Consider the following 23,392-nt stretch of genomic DNA (forward strand, 5'->3'; position numbering starts at 1 on the left):
CACTCAAAAAGTAGTTTTACCAACTCAAAAGGTTTGTTTACTCGTTTTGGTTTGTTTTTCCATTAAAATTAGACGTGCTTTGAAGGCATCCAATTTTTGAATTATGAAAAAAATTACAACCACATTATTAATGATTATATTCTTTTCTTCTATCACAAACGCCCAAGAAGACTATAAAGCTCTTTGGTTAAAAGTTGAAAAATTAGAAGTAGCTCATTTACCAAAGTCGGCATTAAAAATTGTTGAAGAAATTTACGCCAAAGCAGCAAAAGATAATAATTCTGCACAACTTATAAAATCGCTTTTTTACCAAAGTAAATTTGCCTTAATTTTAGAAGAAGATGCACAATTAAAAGTTATTCAACAATTTAAAAAGCATATTTCAAAAAGTGAATTTCCGACCAAAAATGTGTTAGAAAATGTATTGGCCAATTTATATTGGCAATATTTTAAAAAGAATAGATACACCTTTTACAACCGAACAAAAACCAAAGAAAAAACAAATTTTGAAGACTTTAGAACTTGGGATTTGAATACCTTATTTGAAGAAATTCACACTTATTTTAAAGCTTCATTAGAAAACGCGGATGCACTTCAAAAAATAAGCATTTCTGAATTTGCCCCCATTTTACACTTACAAAAAGGTGCTGAAAACTACAGGCCCACTTTGTATGATTTTTTAGCAAACAATGCTTTGAACTTTTATAAGACTTCAGAAGCAACCATTACAAAACCGAGTTATCAATTTAAAATAGATGAACCTATTTATTTAAGTGATGTAAACACATTTTCAAAATTGAGTTTGGTTACAAGAGACCGTTTGTCTTTGGCATTTAACACCTTAAAAATCTATCAAAAATTAATTCAGTTTCATCAAAAAAGCAACAATCAAGAAGCATTAGTTGCTATTGATTTGCAAAGAATTTATTATGTAAACACCCATGGAACCTTTGATGACAAAGAAAGTGTTTTCTTAAAAACCTTAGAAACCTCTAGTATTATTTTTGAAAATTCTAAAGAAAGTAGCTTATATGCTTTTGAAATTGCTAAAAAGTATTACGAAAAAGCTACTACATACAGCTATAGCAAAAATAAAGAAGTACGCTTTAAAAATAAAGAAGCCATAGACATTTGTCATGCAATTATTGAAAAATACCCTAAGAGTTTAGCCGCTAAAAAAAGCATTGCATTAAAAGCACAAATAGAGCGATCTTCTTTGTCTATTACCGCAGAAAAATATATTCCTATACAGCAACATTCCCGTTTTTTAATCCATTATAAAAATGTTGACAAGCTCTATTTTACGGCCTATAAAATCTCTGAAAGAAACTTAGAAACATTTCAAAAAATACATCAACTTAAAAAGAAAATGACCCTTATCAATGTTTTAGAAAAAGCAAAAACTTGGCAAGAAACTTTGAGAAATGAAAACGATTATTTACAGCATAGCACAGAAATTATTGCCCCAGCATTTGAGCATGGAACTTATTTAATTGTTGCCTCAGAAAGTGAAGATTTATCCGAAGATCAAATTTACGGAACCACTTCTATACAAGTTAGTAATTTGGCTCTTATAGAAAATAATTTTGAAGACAAACACAATTATCAAGTCGTAGACAGAAATACCGGAAAACCTATTAAAAATGCCGAAATTAGCCTTACAAACAAAATACAAAGAAGAGGAAATCGCATTCATAAAAATTTAAAAACAGACCAATACGGATTTGCCTCTTTTAAAAGTAAAAAATATTATCAGAATGTAAGTATTGCCGTAAAAACTAAAACTGATGCAGCCCTTTTTGGGAATTATTATCTTAGTGAAAATTATAGAAATCACAATAGCCATGATTCTAAAAAAAGCAGTATAAAGCCCTTTATTTTTACCGACAGAAGTATCTATAGACCTGGGCAAACCGTCTATTTTAAAGCCATTGTTATAAAAAAACAAGGAGAGCAATCGGAAATTGTAAAAGATAAGTTTGTAAAAATAGTTTTAGAAGATGTAAACGGTCAAGAAGTAGAGAAGTTAGATTTGAAACTGAATGAATTTGGTTCTGTTACAGGTGAATTTATACTTCCTGATAATGGTTTGACAGGTGAATATAAAATTAAAGTTGATGAAAGTGAAACACATGATGTAGCTTATTACAAGCAGGTAACTTTTGATTATGGCGTTTCTTATATCTCTGTAGAAGCATACAAAAGACCCAAATTTAAAACAGCATTTAAACCCATTACAGACAGTTTTAAAATCAATGATTCTGTCACTGTAAAAGGTTTTGCAAAAGCGTTTTCTGGTGCCAATATTACAGACGCCAAAGTTGTTTATAGGGTGTATCGAAAAGTACAATATCCTAGTTGGTATTATTGGTACAAGCCCAATGTAAGTTCTGAAGCACAAGAAATAACACATGGAGAAAGTAGCACCGATGCATCTGGAAATTTCTCTATTACCTTTAAAGCCATTGCGGATGAAAGTGTGTCTAGAGAAAGTTTGCCTATTTTTAATTATGAAATTACTGCCGATGTAACCGATGTAAACGGAGAAACAAGAAGTAGCAAAACACTCATAAAAGTAGGTTATCATGCTTTATTAGCTAGTATTATTTTGGATGAAAATATTGATAAAAATGCCAAAGAAAACAAACTTGGTATTGACACAAAAAACCTAAATGGAACATTTGTAGCAGCAAAAGGAAGTCTTCGTATTTATAAATTAGAATCCCCTAAAAAACCACAGAGAAAAAGAGTTTGGGCAGCACCAGATTATCAAGATATTCCTGAACATATCTTTCGAAAATTATTTCCTAATGAAGCCTATACCGATGCGGAGGCTGATGCAAAGAAATGGAAAAAAGGAAGCCTTGTCTTTCAGCAAGATTTTGATACCGAAACCACCAAAGAATTCCTTTTAAAAAACAGTAAAAAATGGATTTCAGGAAAATACATTGCTATTTTAGAAAGCAAAGATAAATTTGGTCAAATTGTAAAAGACGAAAAGAAATTTACTCTCTTTTCTACCAAAGAAAAACAAGTAGCAGACAAGCAATTGTTTGTAATTAACACCGATAAAACTTTTTATAAAGTTGACGATGTGGTAGCAATTCAAATTGGTTCTGCCTCAAAAAATGTAACCGTTACCGTACAAGTAGAAAAGAATCATAAAATTATAGAAACCCGTTTGATTCGATTAAACAACTCAACCAAAACCATAAAAATACCAGTTAACAAAGAAGATCTAGGCGGTTTTGCTATCAAATATCATTTTGTAAATTACAATTATTTTGAAAGTGGTAGCTTACCTATTAATGTTGTTGAAGCTCCCAAAAAATTAGAAATTGAAACTGATATTTTTAGAAACAAACTACAACCAGGACAAGAAGAAACTTGGAGTTTTAGCATTAAAAATGATACAAACGATAAAGTAACGGCAGAAGTTTTAGCTTCTATGTACGATGCCTCTTTAGACGAGTTTAAACCACATGAATGGAATTTTAACCCTATCACACCAAAAGCCAGTTACTATTCGTATTCTAAAAGTGAAGCGTCTAACAGTTTTAAAAACACCTATTTTAACATTACTAATAACCGTAGAAATTACTACAATTATCCAAGTATTACACACAATACCTATAATTGGTTTGGATTTAGTTTAGAGGGCACTTGGTTAAACAGCACCTATTTAAATGATCTTAAAAGAAAAATAGCAAGTACCAGAACCGACTTTGATGGAATTATTACCGGTATTGTTGCAGATGAACATGGAGAAGCTTTACCCGGAGTTTCTGTAAAAATTAACAACACCCATTTTGGAACAACAACCGACTTTGATGGAAATTATACCCTTAAAATAAAAAAAGGCGATGTATTATCATTTACTTACTTAGGATATATCTCTAGAGAATTTAGCATAGACTCTCAAACAAATTTAAACGTACAACTAGATGTGGATGAAGATGCCGTTTTAGATGAAGTTGTAATTAGCGGTTATGGAACAGCAAAAAAAGAAACCCTAACAGGTTCTGCATTTAGATTAAACGGGAAGGTTGCTGGACTTGGTTTAATGAATCAAGATACATCACAAATACGTATTAGAGGTTTTTCGAGTATCACAGCAGCAAAGCAACCCCTTTATGTTGTAGACGGAGTTCTTGTTAATGAACTTACTATAAACGAAAGTGATATTGCAAAAATGACTGTTTTAAAAGATGCCGCTGCCACTTCTCTTTATGGAGCAAGAGGTGTTAATGGAGTAATTGTTATTACTACAAAAAAAGCTATATCCCAAGAATTATTGCAAGTAAAAGCACGTACAAACTTTAAAGAAACAGCCTTCTTTTTCCCACAATTAAGAACCGATAAAAACGGACAAGTAAGCTTTAGTTTTACCATGCCAGAAGCGTTAACCCAATGGAAATTACAATTATTAGCCCATACATCTGAATTGACATCGGCCACAAAAACATTGCAAACGGTTACCCAAAAAGAGTTGATGGTAGTGCCTAACGTACCAAGGTTTTTACGTGAAGGAGATCAAATTACCATTGCTGCAAAGATTAGCAATTTGACAAATAATTTGTTAAGTGGATTTGCTACATTGATTTTAACAGATGCCCTTAGTGGAAAAGCAATAAATATTGAATTAGAAAACTTAGACACGACTAAGAATTTTACAGTTGACAAAGATGGAAATACAAAAGTATCTTGGCATTTATCAATTCCAGAAACCCTACAAGCTGTTCAGTATAAAATTGTAGCAAAAGCAGGAGCTTTTTCAGATGGAGAACAAAATGTATTGCCCGTTTTATCTAACCGTATGTTGGTTACAGAAAGCTTAGCCATGTGGATTGGTTCTAATGAAAGCAAAACATTTACGTTAGATAAATTAAAGAACAACAGCTCATCAACTTTAAAAAATCATAAGTTGACTTTAGAAATGACCTCAAATCCCGTTTGGTATGCCATTCAATCTTTACCCTATTTAATGGAGTATCCATATGAATGTGCAGAACAAACATTTGCTAGGTATTATGCCAATACATTGGCAAGTTTTGTAGCCAATTCGAACCCAAGAATTCAGGAAGTATTTAATGCATGGAAATCATCCGATGCTTTGTTGAGTAACTTAGAAAAGAATCAAGCATTAAAATCGCTGATTATTCAAGAAACACCTTGGTTAAGAGATGCACAATCTGAAACAGCACAAAAGAAACGAATTGCTTTATTGTTTGATTTGAATAAAATGAAAAACGAGCAAGAAAAAGCCTTGCATAAATTGAAAGACATTCAGATGAATTCTGGCGGATTCTCTTGGTTTAAAGGAGGGCGTTCTGCCAGTAATTTTATTACCCAACATATTGCCACAGGATTTGGTCATTTACAAAAATTAGGCGTTGATAATTTTGACAGCTCAACACAAAAAATGATTGAGAAAACTGTTCACTATTTAGACGAAGAATTGTTAGCACAATATGAAAAATTAATCAAAAGAGCTACCGAAATTAAAGAAACCGCAAAAACAAAAACCATAGGAATCAAAAAATACAAAGCCTATTTAGCTAAAAATAATTTGAACTATTTTACCATTCAGTATTTGTATATGCGTAGTTTTTATCCTTCAATTTCTTTAGACAAGAACACTACAAAGGCTATTGATTATTACAGCAATCAAACTACAAAATATTGGAATGCATATAATTTATATGCCAAAGGACAAATTGCATTATCATTATTTAGAAGCGATCAAAAAGCAGTTGCCCACAAGATTTTAAAATCGTTAAAAGAGCACTCAATTAGCTCTAAAGAATTAGGCATGTATTGGAAAAGCAACACCTCTGGTTATTACTACTATCAAGCACCTATTGAAACACAAGCATTACTTATTGAAGTTTTTTCAGAAATTGAAAACGATACCAAAACAATTGACAAGTTAAAAATTTGGTTGTTAAAAAACAAGCAAACTAATAGATGGAAAACCACCAAAGCAACTACAGAGGCCGTGTATGCATTGTTGTTAAATGGAAGTGATTGGATTTCTGTTACAGAAATGGTTGATATAAGTATTGGCGATAAAAGCATTGATCCAAAAAAGTTAGAAAATGAAAAAGTAGCAGCAGGAACGGGTTATTTTAAAACTTCTTGGAAGGCTGATGAAATTAAAAAAGAAATGGCAACCGTGAGCATCAACAAAAAAGGAAACGGAATTGCTTGGGGTGGTTTGTATTGGCAATATTTTGAAGATTTAGACAAAATTACACCGGCAGAAACTCCGTTAAAATTGAATAAAAAATTATTTTTAAAAGTAAATTCAGATACCGGAAAAGAGTTGCAAGAAATTACCAAAAGCAGCAAAGTAAAAGTGGGTGATATTATTACAATTAGAATTGAACTAGAAAGCGATAGAGATATGGAATTTATTCACATGAAAGACATGCGAGCTTCTGGTGTTGAGCCAATTAATGTTTTATCCACATACAAATGGCAAGACAATTTAGGCTATTATGAAAGCAGCAAAGATGCCGCTACCCATTTCTTTTTTGATAGCTTACCCAAAGGTATTTATGTTTTTGAATACGATGTAAGAGTTCATAATGCAGGTAGCTTTAGTAACGGAATTACAAGCATACAAAGTATGTATGCGCCCGAGTTTAGCAGTCACTCTAAAGGATTCAGAATTAATGTCTTAGAAAAATAAGCCATTCCGTTAACAAAATATTACATTTTAAATCTTGCTATAAGAATTCAATGGTTGTAATTTTGACCATTATTAAACTTAAAAACAGAAAAGATTATGAAGAAACTATTATTAGTATTTGGTTTGGTATTTACGGCAAGTTTGTCTATCAATGCTCAAGACATTTCTGATCATGCCATTGGTTTACGATTTGGAGGAGGAAATGGAGTTGGAGGAGAAATTACTTACCAAAAACCTTTAGGCAAAAACAATCGTTTAGAAATTGATTTAGGTTTGGCTAATGAGTTTACTAATTTTAAAGCCACCGGTTTGTATCAATGGGTATGGAATTTAGAAGAGCAATTTAATTGGTATGCTGGAGTTGGAGGAGGAATTCTTTCTGCCAACGGAACAGGAATTTACGGCTCTGGAGTGGTAGGAATAGAATACAATTTTGATGCACCTATTTTAGTTTCTATAGACTATAGACCCGAAATTGGTATTGCAGGAGGGTTAGATGGATTAAACTCTAATATTGCCTTATCTGTAAGATATCAATTTTAATACACTTTAGTACATATAAAAAATCCTCTAAATTAACTTTTAGAGGATTTTCTTTTTTTACTTGTTTTTGCTAAGTTTTATTAGGTTTTGATCTTGGAATACGTATATGATTATTGACCTGTGTAAGTAACTAAAAAGCAAATAGAAAATTTAGAAGATTTTTTGTAAGCAAGCTAAAACTAGTCATTACTTATACAGGGCTTCAGCTAGTTTTTTTTATTTTTCTTTTCTTTCACTGGTATACCTTGTCTTACTCTCTCTTTTTTTTTCTCAAGTATTTCAATAACACCTTCTATACCCTTCTGTTTCTTTAGTTTACTTAAATATTTTACATACGCTTTAAAAACTTCCTCTTGTGTTTTCAGTTTAGACAAATCTTGTTTTGCAAAACTATTCTGAATTTCAATTGCTTTTAAATTGAGATATTCTAATTCCAGTTTATTTATTTGGTCAATCAATGGGTCATTTCCAGGGTTTGGTAATGGTCTACTTGCTGGGTTCTTTCTTATGATAATATCAATTCCTTTTATTGAGTCATTTCCACCAATTTTGTTTTGTGAAAATCCAATTGTAGCTATTAAAATTAGTGTTAATAGTAAAGTTGCTTTTTTCATAATATTTATTTTTTCGATTACTCTTTATAGTTATTCAATTTTAATGCCAAGTTCGGTTTTTTGTTTGTGCTTGTTATATAATCATCAATTTTTATTTTATACTCTAAAATTAAACGGATCAAAGAATATTTTATAAGGAAGTACAATTTATAAAAAAATGGATTATGAATTATGGTTTCTTCTGAATTTTAATGAAATAGGTCAATAATTTCTAAGTTTTTTCTTCTGCGAGTTGAATCCTGTTTTTTGTTCCTTTGTTTTTTCCGTCCCAAAAAGCGATGAGTGTTATTTTGAGTTTTGAGTGTTGAGTGTTGAGTTTTTAGCTATTAGTTATTGAGATTCCTCGTCACTCATTCTTCGCTCTGTCGGAATGACGTTGGTTGGGTGTTGAGTGTTGAATGTTGAGTTTTTAGTTGTTGGTTGGGATTCCTCGTCGTTCGTTCCTCTCTCTGTCGGAATGACGTTGATTGGGGTTTTAATTTTGAGAGTTAAGCTGTTGGTGGAGATTCCTCGTCGTTCATTCTTCACTCTGTCGGAATGACATTGGGTGGGTGTTTTTTTCTTTGTTCTTCTTGATAAACAACAGGGTTAATTCTGGCTATAATTTGTTATTTATGAACCGCAACATACATTTTGTTGTTTAGCATACACAACAAGTTTTCCATCATTTTTTTAGAGATAAAAGCAACACTTTTTTCATTTAAAAATTATAAAACTCTAACTACCCAATACTCGCTGTAAGCCACTACTCTTTCTTTTTTACAGGATAGCTTTGCAAAATTTTACGAATCACTTCATTAAAATAAAGAGTTCTTTCTTCTGGAGTTCGTTTTTCTTTGATGGTTGATTTTAAGATTGCTTGCCAAAACAGTTCATTGGTTTTCGCATCAACAAATTCTACCGTTAGTTCTTCATCTATTTTTTTACCCCCAATAGGAATTCCACCAGAGACTCCAAAACCTCCATTTCTTCCCCCGCTTCCCAAACCAATAGCAATTGTATTGGTAACTTTAGGTTGCGATAATTTTGTTTTAAAGTTGATGTAAAAATCAGGGGTTTCTTCTTGTTTAAACCCCAATTGATTCATTTGAGCAATTAAAGCATCCACACCTCTTTTTACATCTAACTCATTTAAACCAGCTCCTACATCTTCGTAAAAATTATAGGTCTTAAATTGAGTGAAATTGGTTTTCGCATCGTAATCTGTAATCACCTTAGAAGCTGAACATCCCATTAATAAAAGTAAAAAGAAGTATTGTGCCTTTTTCATCTTAACAAACGATTATTTTCTATCTTTTATAACAACTCTTGTTGGTGTATCTTTTCCGCTGATAATACTTTCAGTTCCTTTTGCAACTGCTTTAATGGTTTCTGTTACGACAGCTACATCTAATGTTTCTGCTTCATCAGAAGCTTTGTGATAATCTTTATCTACATCAATAGGAGTTGTAGAAAAAGTATGAGAAGGCACTCCTAAACGCGCCAAAGAAGCATTATCAGATCTAAAAAACAAGTTGAATTTTTTGTAAGGATCTGGATGTAAGGTATACCCAGTACCTTCTAGATTTTTTTGAACAATTTTCCCAAAATCAGAACGATCGAAACCAGTTAACCAAGCCGTATTAGGTCCAAAGCTAGGTACTTTACCAATCATCTCTAAATTGATACCCGCTACAAATTTAGAAGCATCAATTCCTTTTCCAAAATGTGTAGAACCAATTAGCCCCATTTCTTCTCCCGTAAAAGCAATAAATACGATTGTTCTTTCATTATCTCCTTTATTTTTAAAATATTCAGCCAAAGCTAAAACACCCGTTACACCAGAAGCATCATCATTTGCACCATTGTAAATACTATCTAATTCTCCTTCTTTTTTTCTAATTCCTAAATGATCGTAATGCGCAGAAATAATTACATATTCATCTTTTTTACTTTTGCCTTCTAATACCCCAACAATATTACTTGTTGTAATCTCTTCTTTAGTTCTTCTGTTTGTAAACGTAAACGTTTGTCTATAATCGCTAAGCGTATCATAGGTTTTTAGCCCAATTCTTTTGAACTCATTTTCTATATATTTTGCTGCTTTTTCTATTCCAGGAGTTCCTGTCATTCTTCCTTCCATATCATCCGAAGCTAATGTATATAGATGTTTTTTAACCGTTTCGGCTACAATTTTAGGTTCTTTACACGAAAAAAGAACTGCAAAAAATAAGATGTAAATAAGGTTGATTTTTTTCATTATGTTGGTTTTAAGTTGTTAAATATAACCATTCATCAGCAATAATTATTTTGTACTTTTGTTAAAATTTTTAAAAATGACTTTATCTAGTATTCCTAACATAAAACATACAAATTCTAACAACTTTTTTTTACTAGCTGGCCCTTGTGCTATAGAAGGTGAAGAAATGGCTTTAAGAATTGCTGAAAAAGTAATCTCTATCACTGATAAATTAGAAATTCCTTATATTTTTAAAGGAAGCTTTAAAAAAGCTAACAGAAGTAGGATTGATAGTTTTACAGGAATTGGAGATGAAAAAGCCTTAAAAATTTTACGTAAAGTTTCGGAAACTTTTGGTGTCCCCACAGTAACCGACATACACGAAGTTTCTGACGCTATAAAAGCAGCCGAATATGTAGATGTATTACAAATTCCTGCTTTTTTAGTTCGTCAAACAGATTTAGTTGTAGCTGCTGCTAAAACGGGTAAGGTTGTTAACTTAAAGAAAGGGCAATTTATGAGTCCTTCTGCCATGAAACATGCCGTACAAAAAGTAAAAGATGCAGGTTCTGATAAAGCATGGATTACAGATAGAGGAACTATGTTTGGATATCAAGACATGATTGTAGATTTTAGAGGGATTCCTGAAATGCGAGAATTTGCACCTACGATTTTAGATGTAACACACTCGTTACAACAACCCAACCAAACCGTTGGTGTTACAGGAGGAAGACCCGAGATGATAGAAACTATTGCTAGAGCAGGTGTTGTTAATAATGTAGATGGATTGTTTATTGAAACCCATTTTGATCCTGCAAACGCAAAATCTGACGGTGCAAACATGTTAGATTTAAACAATTTAGAAAGCTTACTAAGCAATTTAGTTGCCATTAGAAAAACTATCAATAATTTATAAACCGGATTAAAACTTGTTATTTTCTTTTATAGAATCCTTTGTCTTTAAGTTGGTGGGCTTCTTCTAAAACCGATAGTAGTATTTCTTCACGAATATCTTCTAATTTAAAATAGCGCAAAGATTTTACCACCTTTCTATTTTCAGAAATCAAGAGTTCATTATATTTTGTTAGGTGTGCAGACACCCAAAAAACAACATCGACATAACCTTTCTTTTTAGAAGGGTTTAAATAACAAAAAGGCTTACTATCTAAATAATAAAAAGGAATTTTCCATTTAAACTGTAAATCTACTTCAGGGAACCTATTTTCAATTAAAATCTGCAAATGCATTAAAATAGATTTAAAAGGTTCTGGTTGATTTAGAATGTATTCTTCTGCTGGTTTCATTTTTTTGTATATTAGCGAAAGTTATATCATATATGAACAAGCACGATAATTTTTCGGTAAATTTTTCTTTAAAAGGTTTTACAAGTATTTTAATAGGCATCTACTTTTTTTCTGCAGGTTATTTGATTAAAAACCTGTTAGATGGTTTTTTAATTGACGACCATCCGATGGGGATGCTGTCTGCCGAAATTATAGAATATCTAATTATTAGCATTGCCTTTTTAGTTTTTTTGTTTTCTTCTTTAGCCCTGTATTTTAGCGGAAAAAGAAGTGCCAAAAGATTTCAATTTAAACTTTGGAATGGCAAAACCAAAGCCGCCTTTTGGAAATATATGGTTGGAATACTACTTATTTTTATTATACTGCTTGTTTTAATGCAACAAGGTTATATAGATTATATGACTCCTACTTTTCTTATTCTTTATGCTTTTTTATTGTTTCTTTTTAAAAATAGAGAACGTAAAAATCTTTTAATTTTATCTGGTTTATGCTTGCTTTTGGCAATTATGTGTATTTTGATTCCGACTTATTGGTCTTCTTCTTTATCGATCTTAGGAATTGCACACGTGACCTATGGAGTTGCTGTAAGAAATTAATACCTCTTCTTAATTTCTCTAATCAAATCTTCTAAACCATTTAGTTTTAGTTCATATACTAGTTCCATTTGCTTCCCTAATTTACCATTAGGAAAGCCTTTTCTTTTGTACCAAACAATATAATGTTCTGGCAAATCAATTAAAAAAGAACCTTTGTACTTGCCAAAAGGCATCCTCATTTTAGATACATCTATTAAAAATTGTTTGTCTTCTGTCATTTATTCTTTACCATCTACATAGTCTTGTAAATAAGAAAAACGTTCCGTTAACTTTCCGTTCTCGGTCATTTTTGCTCTTGCCAAAACTCCATCTTTATCATGATTAAAAAAAGCAGGAATTACATTTTCTAAAAACATTTCTCCAAAACCTTCACTTGCGTCTTTAGGTAACTCGCAAGGTAAATTGTCTACCGCCATTACCACAATAGCCTCTTTGTCTTTAAAGTTTACCTCTGATTCTGTTTGAGGATTGTAACCATAAATAGGATCTGCAATGGTTGAAGCCCTTATAGTTGAAGCTACAGGACCATCTACATCACAAGAAATATCAGCCACGAATTTTATATTGAAATCTGCTGATTTTGCATCTTCTCTCGTAAATAAATAAGGAGCACCATTTCCATAAAAATGTCCTGCAATAAAATAATCGGTAACATTAGCCAAAGGCATAAAGTTAGACACATAATCTTCTGGATGATTGTAAAAATCTTGGTTATTAATTACAAGACCATCTTTCCGTTTGTTATAGTCTAAAACATCTGCCAAACAATATACAGATTCTGCATACTGTTTCTTTAAATAATCCTCTACAGAAACCTGTTTTATACTCATAGCATCTAACATTTCTTTGGCACCAAAAGCCACTTTTCCGTTTCCGGTTAAAAGAATTTTAATAGGATCTAATTTAATATTCTTTAAATTTTGAATTAACTCTTGCTGACTTTCTAAGTTTTCTGCTTTGGGTAAATTAAATGTATTTTTTGTTAAGCCAATAGCTCTAAATCCATTATAAGCCCCTACAATTCCTGCGTAGCGTCCAAATCCAATTAATCTAGCTCCATTTTCTTTGATGATGGTTTCATGATCAAACAACTCTATCTTTTTATCTAAAATAGCCAATAGCAATTTTCTGTTATAAGGTTGTTTTTTGATTGTATGGCTAAAGAAAAAATACTTTTTATTAGGAATTAAAGCATCCATAGGCACTTCTTTTACGCCTAATAGCACATCGCAATCCGTCATACTATTCGATACCTCTAGCCCCGCTTCTTTATAAGCTTCATCAGAAAAAACTCTAATATTAGAAGATTCTACTTTTAGAATAGCTTGTGGGAATTTATTTTTAAACTCTTTTAATTTTATAGGAGAAAAAACCACTCTTCTATCCGGTGGATTTTTACGTTCTTTAATAATGCCAAACTTCATGTTTTTGTATTTTATAAGATTCTGATATCGGGTCAGAATAAATGGTATAATATTTGCTCGAAGATATTAGAATTTATAATGATAAGCAACTGTATTTTTTATACTTTTGCAATCCACTATTATTTTTATAAAAAGTGTATCATTGACATTATAAAATGAATTTTTGATGAGTTGCTGAAATAAATTCAGCATCAATTCAATTACGCTAAACAAGTTTAGCTATTTCATTGAGGGGACGACTGGTTTTGACAGCAAGGACAGTGAATTTGTAAGCATACCGAGTTATGAAATAACACTCGTAAAACCTAATTTCAACTTTTTAAACGGCGAAGATAACTACGCTTTAGCTGCATAATCCGAATTACAGTAGGATTGGCCTCGGCACACTAGGTGTGCAAGCTTTATGTCCACGAAAAGCCTTGATTTACGGCGTTTCACTTTTGGGCATCGTAAAAGTAAATATAGAAAGCCTGGAACTTTGACAGGTTTTTGAAACTAAAGAAGTTAAGCTAAAAGCAGATTGTTCTTAATCAACTTTTAGTCGAAAATTAAGAAAGAACTAAGTATGTAGAAAGCATTTTGGCTGCTTGTTTGGACCCGAGTTCGATTCTCGGCGTCTCCACTTTATAAAACCTCAACTTATTGCCTGTCAATTTGTTGAGGTTTTTATTTATCTATATCTCAAAAAAAGTTTTTTTTAGATTCGATTTTTAACGAATTAAAACAAAAAAACAAAAGACCTTACATTTTCTATTAAGCAAGCCCTACTCAAAAACATTTTCATAAAAAGAGCTACAAAAAATGCAATTAAATTATACAACCAAGAGAAATTACATTTATATTTAGACTTCAAAATAGTGAATATTATATTTCACTTAGCAACTTCAAATCAATTTTAACTAGAATCAACACTTTAGAGCTAGACGATACCATGAACAAAGTGAACTTTAAAGAAATCATCCAAGAGACCTACCAAAAAGTTAAAAATATAGATGATAACGGCCAATTGGCATCTTATATTCCTGAGTTAGCCAATGTTAATTCAGATAATTTTGGAATACACATATCAACCATTGACCAGATCAACTTTGGACAAGGAAATTGCTATGATAAATTCTCAATTCAAAGTATATCAAAAGTACTTTCGCTATGCTTAGCCTATCGGATTCTTGGTGAAAAAATATGGGATAGAATTGGTGTTGAACCTTCAGGAACCGCGTTTAACTCTCTAGTGCAACTAGAGGTTGACAATGGAATTCCTAGAAATCCATTTATAAATGCAGGAGCAATTGTTATTTCAGATATTCTTCTAAGTAACTTAAAAAATCCAAAAGAAGATTTTTTAGCTTTTGTTAGAAACATTTCTAACAATTCCGAAATAAATTATTCTCGTAAAATAGCAGAATCTGAAAAAAGCATAGGATTTAGAAATGTAGCCTTATGTAATTTTATTAAATCTTTTGGAAATATTGATAATGAACCATCAAAAGTTCTTGATTTCTATTTTGATCTTTGCTCTCTTGAAATGAACTGTAAAGAGCTTTCTGAATTATTCTTATTTTTGGCAAATAATGGGAACACCATAAAAAATCCCAATTCAATATTAACAAAAAGCCAATCTAAAAGAGTAAATGCCTTATTGCAGACTTGTGGCTTTTACGACGAATCTGGAGAATTTGCTTTTAAAGTAGGACTTCCTGGAAAAAGTGGAGTTGGTGGAGGAATTATTGCAATACATCCAAATCAATATGTGATTGCTGTTTGGAGCCCAAAATTGAATAAAAAAGGAAACTCATATAAAGGAGTAAAATTTCTTGAAGAATTTACAACAAAAACTCAATTATCTATATTTTAGGTAAAAATGGTATACAATAAAAATTGATGTTTAAAAAAACAAATAAGTTTGCAAAGTAACTCGAACAAAAATACACAAGAAGATCTATGGAAATTATTTATGAAAGGCGATATGAATGCTTTTCATCAAATATATGATTTTCATTATCAAATGATGTATAATTTTGGGCTCCGATACATAAACGCTCATGAAGTTACAGATTGTTTACATGATACTTTCTTAAACATTATACATTATAAAGACTCTATTTCTGAAGTAACAAATGTAAAAGCTTATTTGTTTAAAAGTTTAAGAAATCAAATTTATAAAGTTAAAAAAACCAAGAAAATAGAATTTGAGCTTCTAGATGGGACAGTTGCATATGAAGAGGATAATACAAATAAAGAGAAGGTTTTAAAGGAATTAAAATTATTGATAGAAAAGTTAAGTCCTAGAGAAAAAGAGATAATATATCTAAAATACTTTCAAGGCTTTAATAATTTTGAGATATCAGAATTATTAGAAATTAAATACCAAACGGTAAGAAACATATTGGCTGTAGCTATTAAAAAACTAAGAAAACTAGGTAGTAACTTTATAGAAATCTTATTTTTATTATTATCAAAATAATATTTTAATAATAAAAATTTAACGTTTTAAACATAGTACATTTTAAATAAGTTTACTCTAAAAAATAGAGTACTATCATTCTAAAGTACCATTATAAACTTCTTAATTATCTTTTTTTCATGAAAAACACATATAGAATATTTGTAATTTTTACATTATTAGTGTCTCAATTATCTAACGGTCAAAGCTACTATTACAGTGATTATGAACCCTTTAATAAAAACATCCCAAGTCCAGAAGAGTTTTTAGAATATGGAATTGGAGATTATCATACAAGGCACGATTTGGTAGTTGCTTATATGACCAAACTTGCTGAACTTTCTGAGAATGCCACCATAAAGATCTATGGAAAAACGAATGAAAACAGGAAATTAATTAACTTGACTATCTCTTCTTTAGAAAACCTAAAGAACATAGAAAGCCTAAAAGAAAAACACTTACAAGTTGTTAGCGAAAAAACAGATGTAAAAGATTTTTCAGATTTGCCAATTTTTATCAATTTAGGGTATAATGTACATGGTAACGAACCATCTAGTACAGAAGCCGCTTTACTTACAGCTTATGTATTGTTAGCTTCAGAAAATCCAAAAGTAAAAGAATATCTTAAAGAAGCTATTATTTTTATAGATCCGGTTATCAATCCAGATGGACGAGATCGTCATACAAATTGGGTAAATACCTTTAGAGGAACCCCTTTAATTGCAGATAATGATGATATAGAACATAATGAAGCTTGGCCACGAGGTAGAACAAATCATTATTGGTTTGATTTAAATAGAGACTTATTATTGGCAGTACAACCCGAAAGTAACGCTAGATTAAAATGGTATCATGAATGGTATCCAAACGTTGTAACCGATTTTCATGAAATGGGTACAAACAGTACTTTTTTCTTTGAACCAAAACAATTATCGGCTTCTTTAAAACCTGTAACTCCAGTAGAAAATTACACGGTTTTAAACAATGCTTTTGCTAAATATTTTACAGCAGATTTAGATAAAATTAAGTCCTTATATTTTACAAAAGAGAAATATGACGCCACTTACCCAGGTTATGGTTCTACTTATGGAGACTTACAAGGTTCTTTATCCTTGTTATTTGAACAAGCAAGTTCTAGAGGTCATATACAAGAAACGCCAACAGGAACCATTTCTTTTCCTTTTACCATTAGAAATCAATTTGTAGCAAGTTTTTCTACTATAAAAGCAGCTATTTCAAATAAAAATTTATTGTACTCGTATCAAAACAACTTCTTTAAATCATCCATAGAAAAAGCCTCAAAAAGTAAAATAAAAGGATATGTTTTTGGTGATGATTATGATAAGAATAGAACAAAGTCTTTTATTGACTTGTTATTAAAGCACCAGATTAAAGTATATCATTTAGAGGAAGAAGTTGCAACAGATAATAAAAAATATCATGAAAATTCTTCTTATTATGTACCCACAAAGCAGCCTCAATATTTAATGGTTAGAACCATGTTTGAAACGTATAAAAAATACAGAGATAGTGTATTTTATGATGCCTCTTCTTGGTCTATGGCTAATTTTTATAATATGAAATATAGCGAACTTAAAAAAGCGCCAAATTATAAAAAACAGGTATCCTCAGAAACAAATAAAATTGAAATAGAGAAACTAACAAAAAGCGATTATGCCTACTTAATTTCTTGGGATGATTACTACTCTCCTGCATTGTTACATCATTTACAAGAAAAAGGAGTCATCGTAAAAACGGCTACAAAACCTTTTGAAGTAAGTACAGAAAACTCCAAAAAGAAATTTGATAGAGGAAGTTTGTTAATTGCAGTTGGTGTTCAAAAAATTACTGAAGAAGCCTTATTTACTGCTTTAAAAGAAGTAAGTGAAACATATAAAATTGAAGTGAATGCTGTTGAGACGGGATATAGTTTACAAGGAATTGATTTAGGTAGTTCTAATTTTGTTACTTTAGAAATGCCAAAGGCAATGATGTTAGTAGAAGGCGGAGTTTCATCTTATGAAGCAGGAGAAGTTTGGCATTTATTAGAACAAAGAATGCAAATGCCAATTAGTAAAGTACCAGAACGAATTTTTTATAGAACCGATTTAAGAAAATACAACGTAATTATCATGGTTTCTGGATATTATAACTTACTAAATGCCAACAGTAGACAGAAACTAAAAGATTGGGTGGCTGCAGGAAACACCTTAATTACAACACGTACCGCTAGTTCTTGGGCAATTAGAAATAAACTGGTAAACGAAAGTTTAATTGTTAATAAAAAGGATCCAAAAAATTCTTTAGAACGATTAAATTATGGCGAATCTAGAGAACATTTAGGAAGAAATAGTATTGGTGGAGCCATTTTTGAAGTAGATTTAGATATTACACACCCAATAGGTTATGGATATCATAATAGAAAATTACCTGTTTATAAAAACAATAGAGTTTGGTTGGCACCAAGTAAAAACAAATTTTCTACAGTAGCAAAATACACAGAAAACCCACATATTGATGGTTTTGTTACCAATGAGAATTTACAAAACTATTTTACAAAATCAGCTTCTATAATTGTTCATAAGACTGGAAAAGGTAGAGTGATTATGTTTGCAGATAATCCTAATTTTAGAGGAGCTTGGTATGGGACAAACAAATTATTTATGAATTCTATTTTCTTTGGATCTATCATAAGAGTGCCCTAAATCTTACTAGCATTTACATTAATTATAATGAAGAGAAATACCTATTTTAATAGATTATTTCTCTTTTTTTTGTACTTATTTTAAAAAAAAATCAATAAAATATAAATTTTAACTATTTTCTTATGGTACAAAATAACAAAGTTTTACTTATACATATAAATCATTAACAGAAGTATGTTAAAAAATCAAAAATTTAAGATTGAGGAATTGTTAAATAATGACGATTTTATTCTTTGGATTAAATCTAATGGTAATCTTAGCAATGCAACTTGGCAAGCATATAAAAAGCAGCTGAATGCTGAAGGAAAAGCTGACTTTGAAAAGGCTATTTCTATATTAAACAAGGTATTTACTCTTCATGTAGACGACAAAACACTATCTAAAGAGTTTGTTCAAGAACAATATATTCGATTGTTAGAAGTATCTAAAAAAGAGCAAACGGCAAAAAAATCAAAGTATATCATATTCAGAAAAGTATTAAAATATGCTGCCATATTTATTATTTTGTTTTCTATAGGAGATGCAGTTATCTCTACATTTTCTAAAAAATCTTTTGCCAAACATTTAGTTGCTGCGACTTATAATACCTCTGATATTTTAATAAAAACCTCAACAAATGATTATTATAAAATTAAAGAAGATACCAATAGTAAATGGTTGATGGAAAATGGAATTTTTGTAACTGTAAATTCCGATAAAATTTCGTTTGTTTCTACCGATGATTTAAAAACAACATCGAGTTTAGATTATACTGTAATTGTTCCTAAAGGTAAAAATTATCAAATTTCTATGATAGATGGAACAGAAGTAGAATTGAATTCTGAATCAGAAATTACTTTTAATAATTCTACAACCACAAAAGAAAGAAAAGTAAACTTAAAAGGAGAAGCCTTTTTTAGTGTTGCTCATAATAAAGAACGCCCTTTTTTAGTAAAATCTTCAGATTTAGAAATTAAAGTTTTAGGAACAGAATTTAATGTTTCTAACTATAAAGAAAACAATTTTACGAGCACAACTTTAGTAAAAGGCTCTATCAAAGTATCAAATCCACAAGGAGAAAGCGCCATTATTAAGCCTGGAAATCAAGCCAAATTGTATCATAATGAAAACAAGATCATTGTAGAAAAGATAGATGTACAAAATATTGTTGCTTGGACATCTGGAGTCTTAATTTTTAGAAATGAAAAACTAGAAAAATTAATACCAAAACTAAACCGATGGTTTAATGTCGAATTTAAGTTTGAAGGAAAAGAGCGAGATTATCAATTTACGGGTACTCTAAAAAAGGAAAATGATTTAAACCACTTTTTACAAATGCTTAAATATACAGAAGGCATTAGCTATCAAATAAACGATAACGAAGTCACTTTATTTTTTGAATAAAAATACAAACACCTATAATTTTATTTATGAAAAACTATTATAACATAATACATTTTAAAAGCACTAAAAAGCAACTACTAATTTTGTTTTTTAGCATTCTATCAATGAACTCGTTTTCAGAGAATAGTAATCCTGAAAAAGAGTTGAAACAGAAAAAAACAGCAACATTAACCATTAACAAAGAACTTACAATAAACGAACTGTTTAATTTTATTTCTAAAAAAACCAATTACGATTTTTTCTTTAACAGTAATTTACCTAATCTAAATAAAAAAGTAGCTGTTAATGTTCAAAATGCTTCAGTATCCACAGTATTAGATATTGCATTTGAGGGGTTAGACATCGAATATTCAATTAAAGTAAATGATATTGTTGTCAGACAAAAAGGAACACGTTCTAATAAACAAGAAAAAATACTTATTACGGGTACTGTTTATGATGATACAGGCATACCATTGCCCGAAGCAAATATTATTATCAAAGGAAGCAACAAAGGTTTTGTTACAGATTTTGATGGAAAATTCAGTATTTCTGTTAACCCAACCGATATCCTCGTATTTTCTTACTTAGGTTTTCAAAACCAAACCATTATCGTTGACAGTAAAAAAACAACTTTAGCAATTTATTTACAACCTGACGTTAATGTACTAAATGAAATTATTATTTCTGGGGTTGCCTCAGGTACTTCAAGAAAAAAATTGTCAGTTTCTGTTTCTAAATTAAATTCTTCTTCCTTAGAAAAAGCACCACAAACATCCGTTTCATCATCATTACAGGGTAAAGTAGCTGGTGTAAGCGTTAACTCTTTTAGTGGTTCTCCAGGAAGTAGTTCTAATATTGTTTTAAGAGGATCTACCTCTATTAAAGGAGGTAATAGTCCAATGCTATTAGTAGATGGGGTGATTATGGGAGGCTCTTTAGCAGATATCAATGTAGATGATGTAGAATCTATAGAAATTGTAAAAGGTGCTGCTGCCGCTTCTCTATATGGTTCTAAAGCTGCCAATGGTGTTATTGTTGTAACTTCAAAAAGAGGGAAAAATTTAACTACAGGAAAAACATCTATTACAATTAGAAATGAACTAGGTTTTCAAAAAGTAGCAAATCTTTTAGATTTATCTACGTCACATCATTATCGACTAGATCCTACTTGGTTAGATACAGATACGTATACCAAATATCAATTTGTAAACTACCCTAGTGATTATGTTTCTGGGTGGGATCCAAGAATTACCGGAAATCGTGTAGAAAAAGATGACCACTATCAAGATTTACCATATAGGGTTAATAACGATTTACAAGAACAAATGTTTAATGACGGGACCTATATAACCAACTATATTGGAGTAGGTCATAAATCAGAAAAAACCAACCTTTTTGTTTCTTTTGAAAACAATAAAAATGAAGGAGTTGTTATAGAAACAGGTGGTTATGATCGTCAAAGTTTTAGATTGAATATAGATCATGCATTATCTGACAAAATAAATATTTCTGCAAGTAATAATTATATTAGAACCAATAATGATTTCTTAGGAGGTGGTACAAGTGCCTTTTTTGAAGTTGCCTCTACAGATCCTGATGTTGATTTATTTAAGAAAAACATAGATGGTCAAGAGTATAATTTCTACCCAAACCAATGGAATACACAATTTGCGAATCCCTTATATGATTTGTGGAAAAAAGAAAGTACCGCAGCAAAAAGCAGGTTATTAAGTTCTTATGATTTTAACTGGAAACTAAACAGCGTGATTAGCTTTAAAGCTTCCTACGCTTTTGAATTGGAACATTATGATAATAAAATATTATCTCCAAAAACTACTATTAACGATTTATTACCAAATTATATAGATCCTAGCGCAGATCCACAGGTACTAAATCAGAGTAATCCTTTTGCATTATCTTATACAGGAGGAGCATTAAGTAAAAGAAATTATAAAGCTTTAAACCAAACCTTTAGAGCAACCATAAACTTTAAAAAGAGCTGGGGAGATCTTGATTTTAACGGTAAATTAAGTTATTTAAATGAAGACAATCATTTTGAAAGCACAACAACTAGTGCCACTTCTTTTATTTTAAATGATTTTCCAATATTTGATAATTTTGATCCAACAACGATAGATGCAACAGACTTTAGATCGGATATAAGAGCAACCAACTATTTTGCTATTGCTTCATTTGTTTATAAAGACAGGTATATTTTAGACGGTTTATTTAGAATAGATGGTTCTTCTCTGTTTGGAGAAAATGAAAGATGGCAAAACTACTTCCGTCTTTCTGGAGCCTACCGTCTTACAAAAGATTTAGAAATACCGGGAATTCAAGAATTAAAACTTAGAGCTGCTTATGGGACCTCTGGATTAAGACCAGGTTTTGGAGATAAAGATGAGACCTTTTCTATAAATGATGGTATTGCTTCTAAGAATACTCTTGGTAACAAAGATTTAAAACCATCACGTTCGGCAGAATTAGAACTTGGTATAGAAACTTCTTTTTTAGACAGATTTCGATTTGAAGCTACTTACTCTAAAACCAAAGTAACCGATCAATACCTATTAGCACCCTTAGCATCACATACAGGAGGTTTCCCTTATCAAAATGTAAATGCTGGAGAACTTGAAAGCAAAACATTTGAAGCAATGTTAAATGCTAAAATTATATCAACCGATGATATTAATTGGGAAGCAACGCTAACTTTTGATCGTACAAGACAAAAAATAACCAAACTTACCATTCCTGAATACAGAACCGGTCCTAGAAACACTTTTAGAATAAAAGAAGGAGAAACCTTTGGTACCATGTATGGTGTAGATTTTGTTAGAACGTTAGATCAAATGCAAGAACAACTAACCGCAGGGGAAAACATTAATGATTACTCGGTTAACAGAGATGGTGTAGTAGTATTAACAAGTGACATTGGAACTGTAAACGAAAAACCTTTTGTTCTTGTAGATGAAAATGGAGCTGAAAAAGTTCAAAAAATTGGGGATACGAATCCAGATTTTAACTTAGGATTGAATACCACATTTAGTTATAAAAACTTCTCGCTCTATTTGCTATGGCAATGGAAACAAGGAGGTGATTTATATAACCACACCGCACAATATTTAGTAAGAGATAATAGACTAGGAATTATAGATCAAATTCATACGAGACCTGAAAATAAAAAAACCGTAGACTACTATCAAGCATTATATGATGCCGATGCAATTAATGGTTATTGGGTTGAAGATGCCTCTTATTTAAAATTAAATGAGGCTTCTTTATACTATACACTGAATGACAAGACAAAAAGCTTTTCAAATAAATATATAGAAGAAATAAAAATAGGAATAATTGGACGAAACTTATGGACCTTAACTAATTATACAGGTTATGACCCTCAAACCGGATCCGATGGATTTCTTTTTGACAATTTTGGATACCCTAATTTTAGAAATTACTCATTATCAGTTCAAGTTAAATTTTAAT

The 23,392-nt window shown here is 30.9% G+C and carries 15 protein-coding genes and 1 other RNA gene; 10 read left to right on the top strand and 6 right to left on the bottom strand.

The features are described 5' to 3' along the window. The first annotated feature begins 103 nt into the window (after positions 1 to 103). Positions 104 to 6,694: an alpha-2-macroglobulin family protein gene (locus MC378_RS11540; RefSeq protein ID WP_242178912.1), complete on the top strand. Its 6,591-nt coding sequence runs from the start codon at positions 104 to 106 to the stop codon at positions 6,692 to 6,694. A 96-nt stretch (positions 6,695 to 6,790) separates the two neighbouring features. After that, positions 6,791 to 7,237 carry a hypothetical protein gene (locus tag MC378_RS11545; RefSeq protein WP_242178913.1) on the top strand — a complete coding sequence of 149 codons (447 nt, stop codon included), beginning with the start codon at positions 6,791 to 6,793 and terminating at the stop codon, positions 7,235 to 7,237. Between the two features lie 206 nt (positions 7,238 to 7,443). Here MC378_RS11545 and MC378_RS11550 read toward each other — a convergent pair whose 3' ends face one another. The 3 genes from MC378_RS11550 to MC378_RS11560 all read right to left on the bottom strand — a co-directional run bounded on the left by MC378_RS11550 (position 7,444) and on the right by MC378_RS11560 (position 10,090). Further along, positions 7,444 to 7,851, bottom strand: coding sequence for a hypothetical protein (locus MC378_RS11550; RefSeq protein ID WP_242178914.1), 408 nt, complete (start codon positions 7,849 to 7,851; stop codon positions 7,444 to 7,446). A gap of 745 nt (positions 7,852 to 8,596) precedes the next feature. Continuing rightward, a complete protein-coding gene (locus tag MC378_RS11555; RefSeq protein ID WP_242178915.1) occupies positions 8,597 to 9,121 on the bottom strand; it encodes a DUF4136 domain-containing protein in 525 nt (174 codons plus the stop codon). A 12-nt stretch (positions 9,122 to 9,133) separates the two neighbouring features. Further along, positions 9,134 to 10,090: a M28 family peptidase gene (locus MC378_RS11560; RefSeq protein WP_242178916.1), complete on the bottom strand. Its 957-nt coding sequence runs from the start codon at positions 10,088 to 10,090 to the stop codon at positions 9,134 to 9,136. 76 nt (positions 10,091 to 10,166) lie between these two features. Between MC378_RS11560 and kdsA the strand changes: the two genes are divergently transcribed. Continuing rightward, positions 10,167 to 10,985: a 3-deoxy-8-phosphooctulonate synthase gene (gene kdsA / locus MC378_RS11565; protein ID WP_242178917.1), complete on the top strand. Its 819-nt coding sequence runs from the start codon at positions 10,167 to 10,169 to the stop codon at positions 10,983 to 10,985. 16 nt (positions 10,986 to 11,001) lie between these two features. Here the strand turns inward: kdsA and MC378_RS11570 are convergent, their stop codons facing one another. Continuing rightward, positions 11,002 to 11,373 (bottom strand): DUF1801 domain-containing protein, encoded by a 372-nt coding sequence (locus MC378_RS11570; RefSeq protein ID WP_242178918.1) that lies wholly within the window; start codon positions 11,371 to 11,373, stop codon positions 11,002 to 11,004. Between the two features lie 32 nt (positions 11,374 to 11,405). Between MC378_RS11570 and MC378_RS11575 the strand changes: the two genes are divergently transcribed. Continuing rightward, the gene (locus tag MC378_RS11575) at positions 11,406 to 11,969 is read left to right on the top strand and encodes a hypothetical protein (protein ID WP_242178919.1); all 564 of its coding nucleotides are present in this window, start codon (positions 11,406 to 11,408) and stop codon (positions 11,967 to 11,969) included. Here the strand turns inward: MC378_RS11575 and MC378_RS11580 are convergent. Next, on the bottom strand, positions 11,966 to 12,187 hold the full coding sequence (locus MC378_RS11580; protein ID WP_242178920.1) for a DUF3820 family protein: 222 nt from the start codon (positions 12,185 to 12,187) through the stop codon (positions 11,966 to 11,968). The two genes, MC378_RS11575 and MC378_RS11580, sit on opposite strands and share 4 nt — an antisense overlap. Next, positions 12,188 to 13,393, bottom strand: a complete 1,206-nt coding sequence (locus tag MC378_RS11585) for an NAD(P)-dependent oxidoreductase (protein WP_242178921.1) — start codon at positions 13,391 to 13,393, stop codon at positions 12,188 to 12,190. Positions 13,394 to 13,624: 231 nt separating this feature from the next. Here MC378_RS11585 and ssrA point away from each other — a divergent pair. From ssrA to MC378_RS11615, 6 genes are all read left to right on the top strand, one after another. Next, positions 13,625 to 14,018: a transfer-messenger RNA gene (ssrA, locus tag MC378_RS11590) on the top strand. A 315-nt stretch (positions 14,019 to 14,333) separates the two neighbouring features. After that, positions 14,334 to 15,248, top strand: coding sequence for a glutaminase (locus MC378_RS11595; protein ID WP_242178975.1), 915 nt, complete (start codon positions 14,334 to 14,336; stop codon positions 15,246 to 15,248). 48 nt (positions 15,249 to 15,296) lie between these two features. Continuing rightward, on the top strand, positions 15,297 to 15,857 hold the full coding sequence (locus MC378_RS11600; RefSeq protein ID WP_242178922.1) for an RNA polymerase sigma factor: 561 nt from the start codon (positions 15,297 to 15,299) through the stop codon (positions 15,855 to 15,857). A gap of 119 nt (positions 15,858 to 15,976) precedes the next feature. After that, a complete protein-coding gene (locus MC378_RS11605) occupies positions 15,977 to 18,541 on the top strand; it encodes a M14 family zinc carboxypeptidase (RefSeq protein ID WP_242178923.1) in 2,565 nt (854 codons plus the stop codon). A gap of 174 nt (positions 18,542 to 18,715) precedes the next feature. After that, on the top strand, positions 18,716 to 19,924 hold the full coding sequence (locus MC378_RS11610) for a FecR family protein (RefSeq protein WP_242178924.1): 1,209 nt from the start codon (positions 18,716 to 18,718) through the stop codon (positions 19,922 to 19,924). Between the two features lie 104 nt (positions 19,925 to 20,028). Beyond that, on the top strand, positions 20,029 to 23,391 hold the full coding sequence (locus MC378_RS11615; protein WP_242178925.1) for a SusC/RagA family TonB-linked outer membrane protein: 3,363 nt from the start codon (positions 20,029 to 20,031) through the stop codon (positions 23,389 to 23,391). Position 23,392 lies beyond the last annotated feature (1 nt).

The organism is Polaribacter marinus (assembly GCF_022662535.1).
Classification (GTDB): domain Bacteria; phylum Bacteroidota; class Bacteroidia; order Flavobacteriales; family Flavobacteriaceae; genus Polaribacter; species Polaribacter marinus.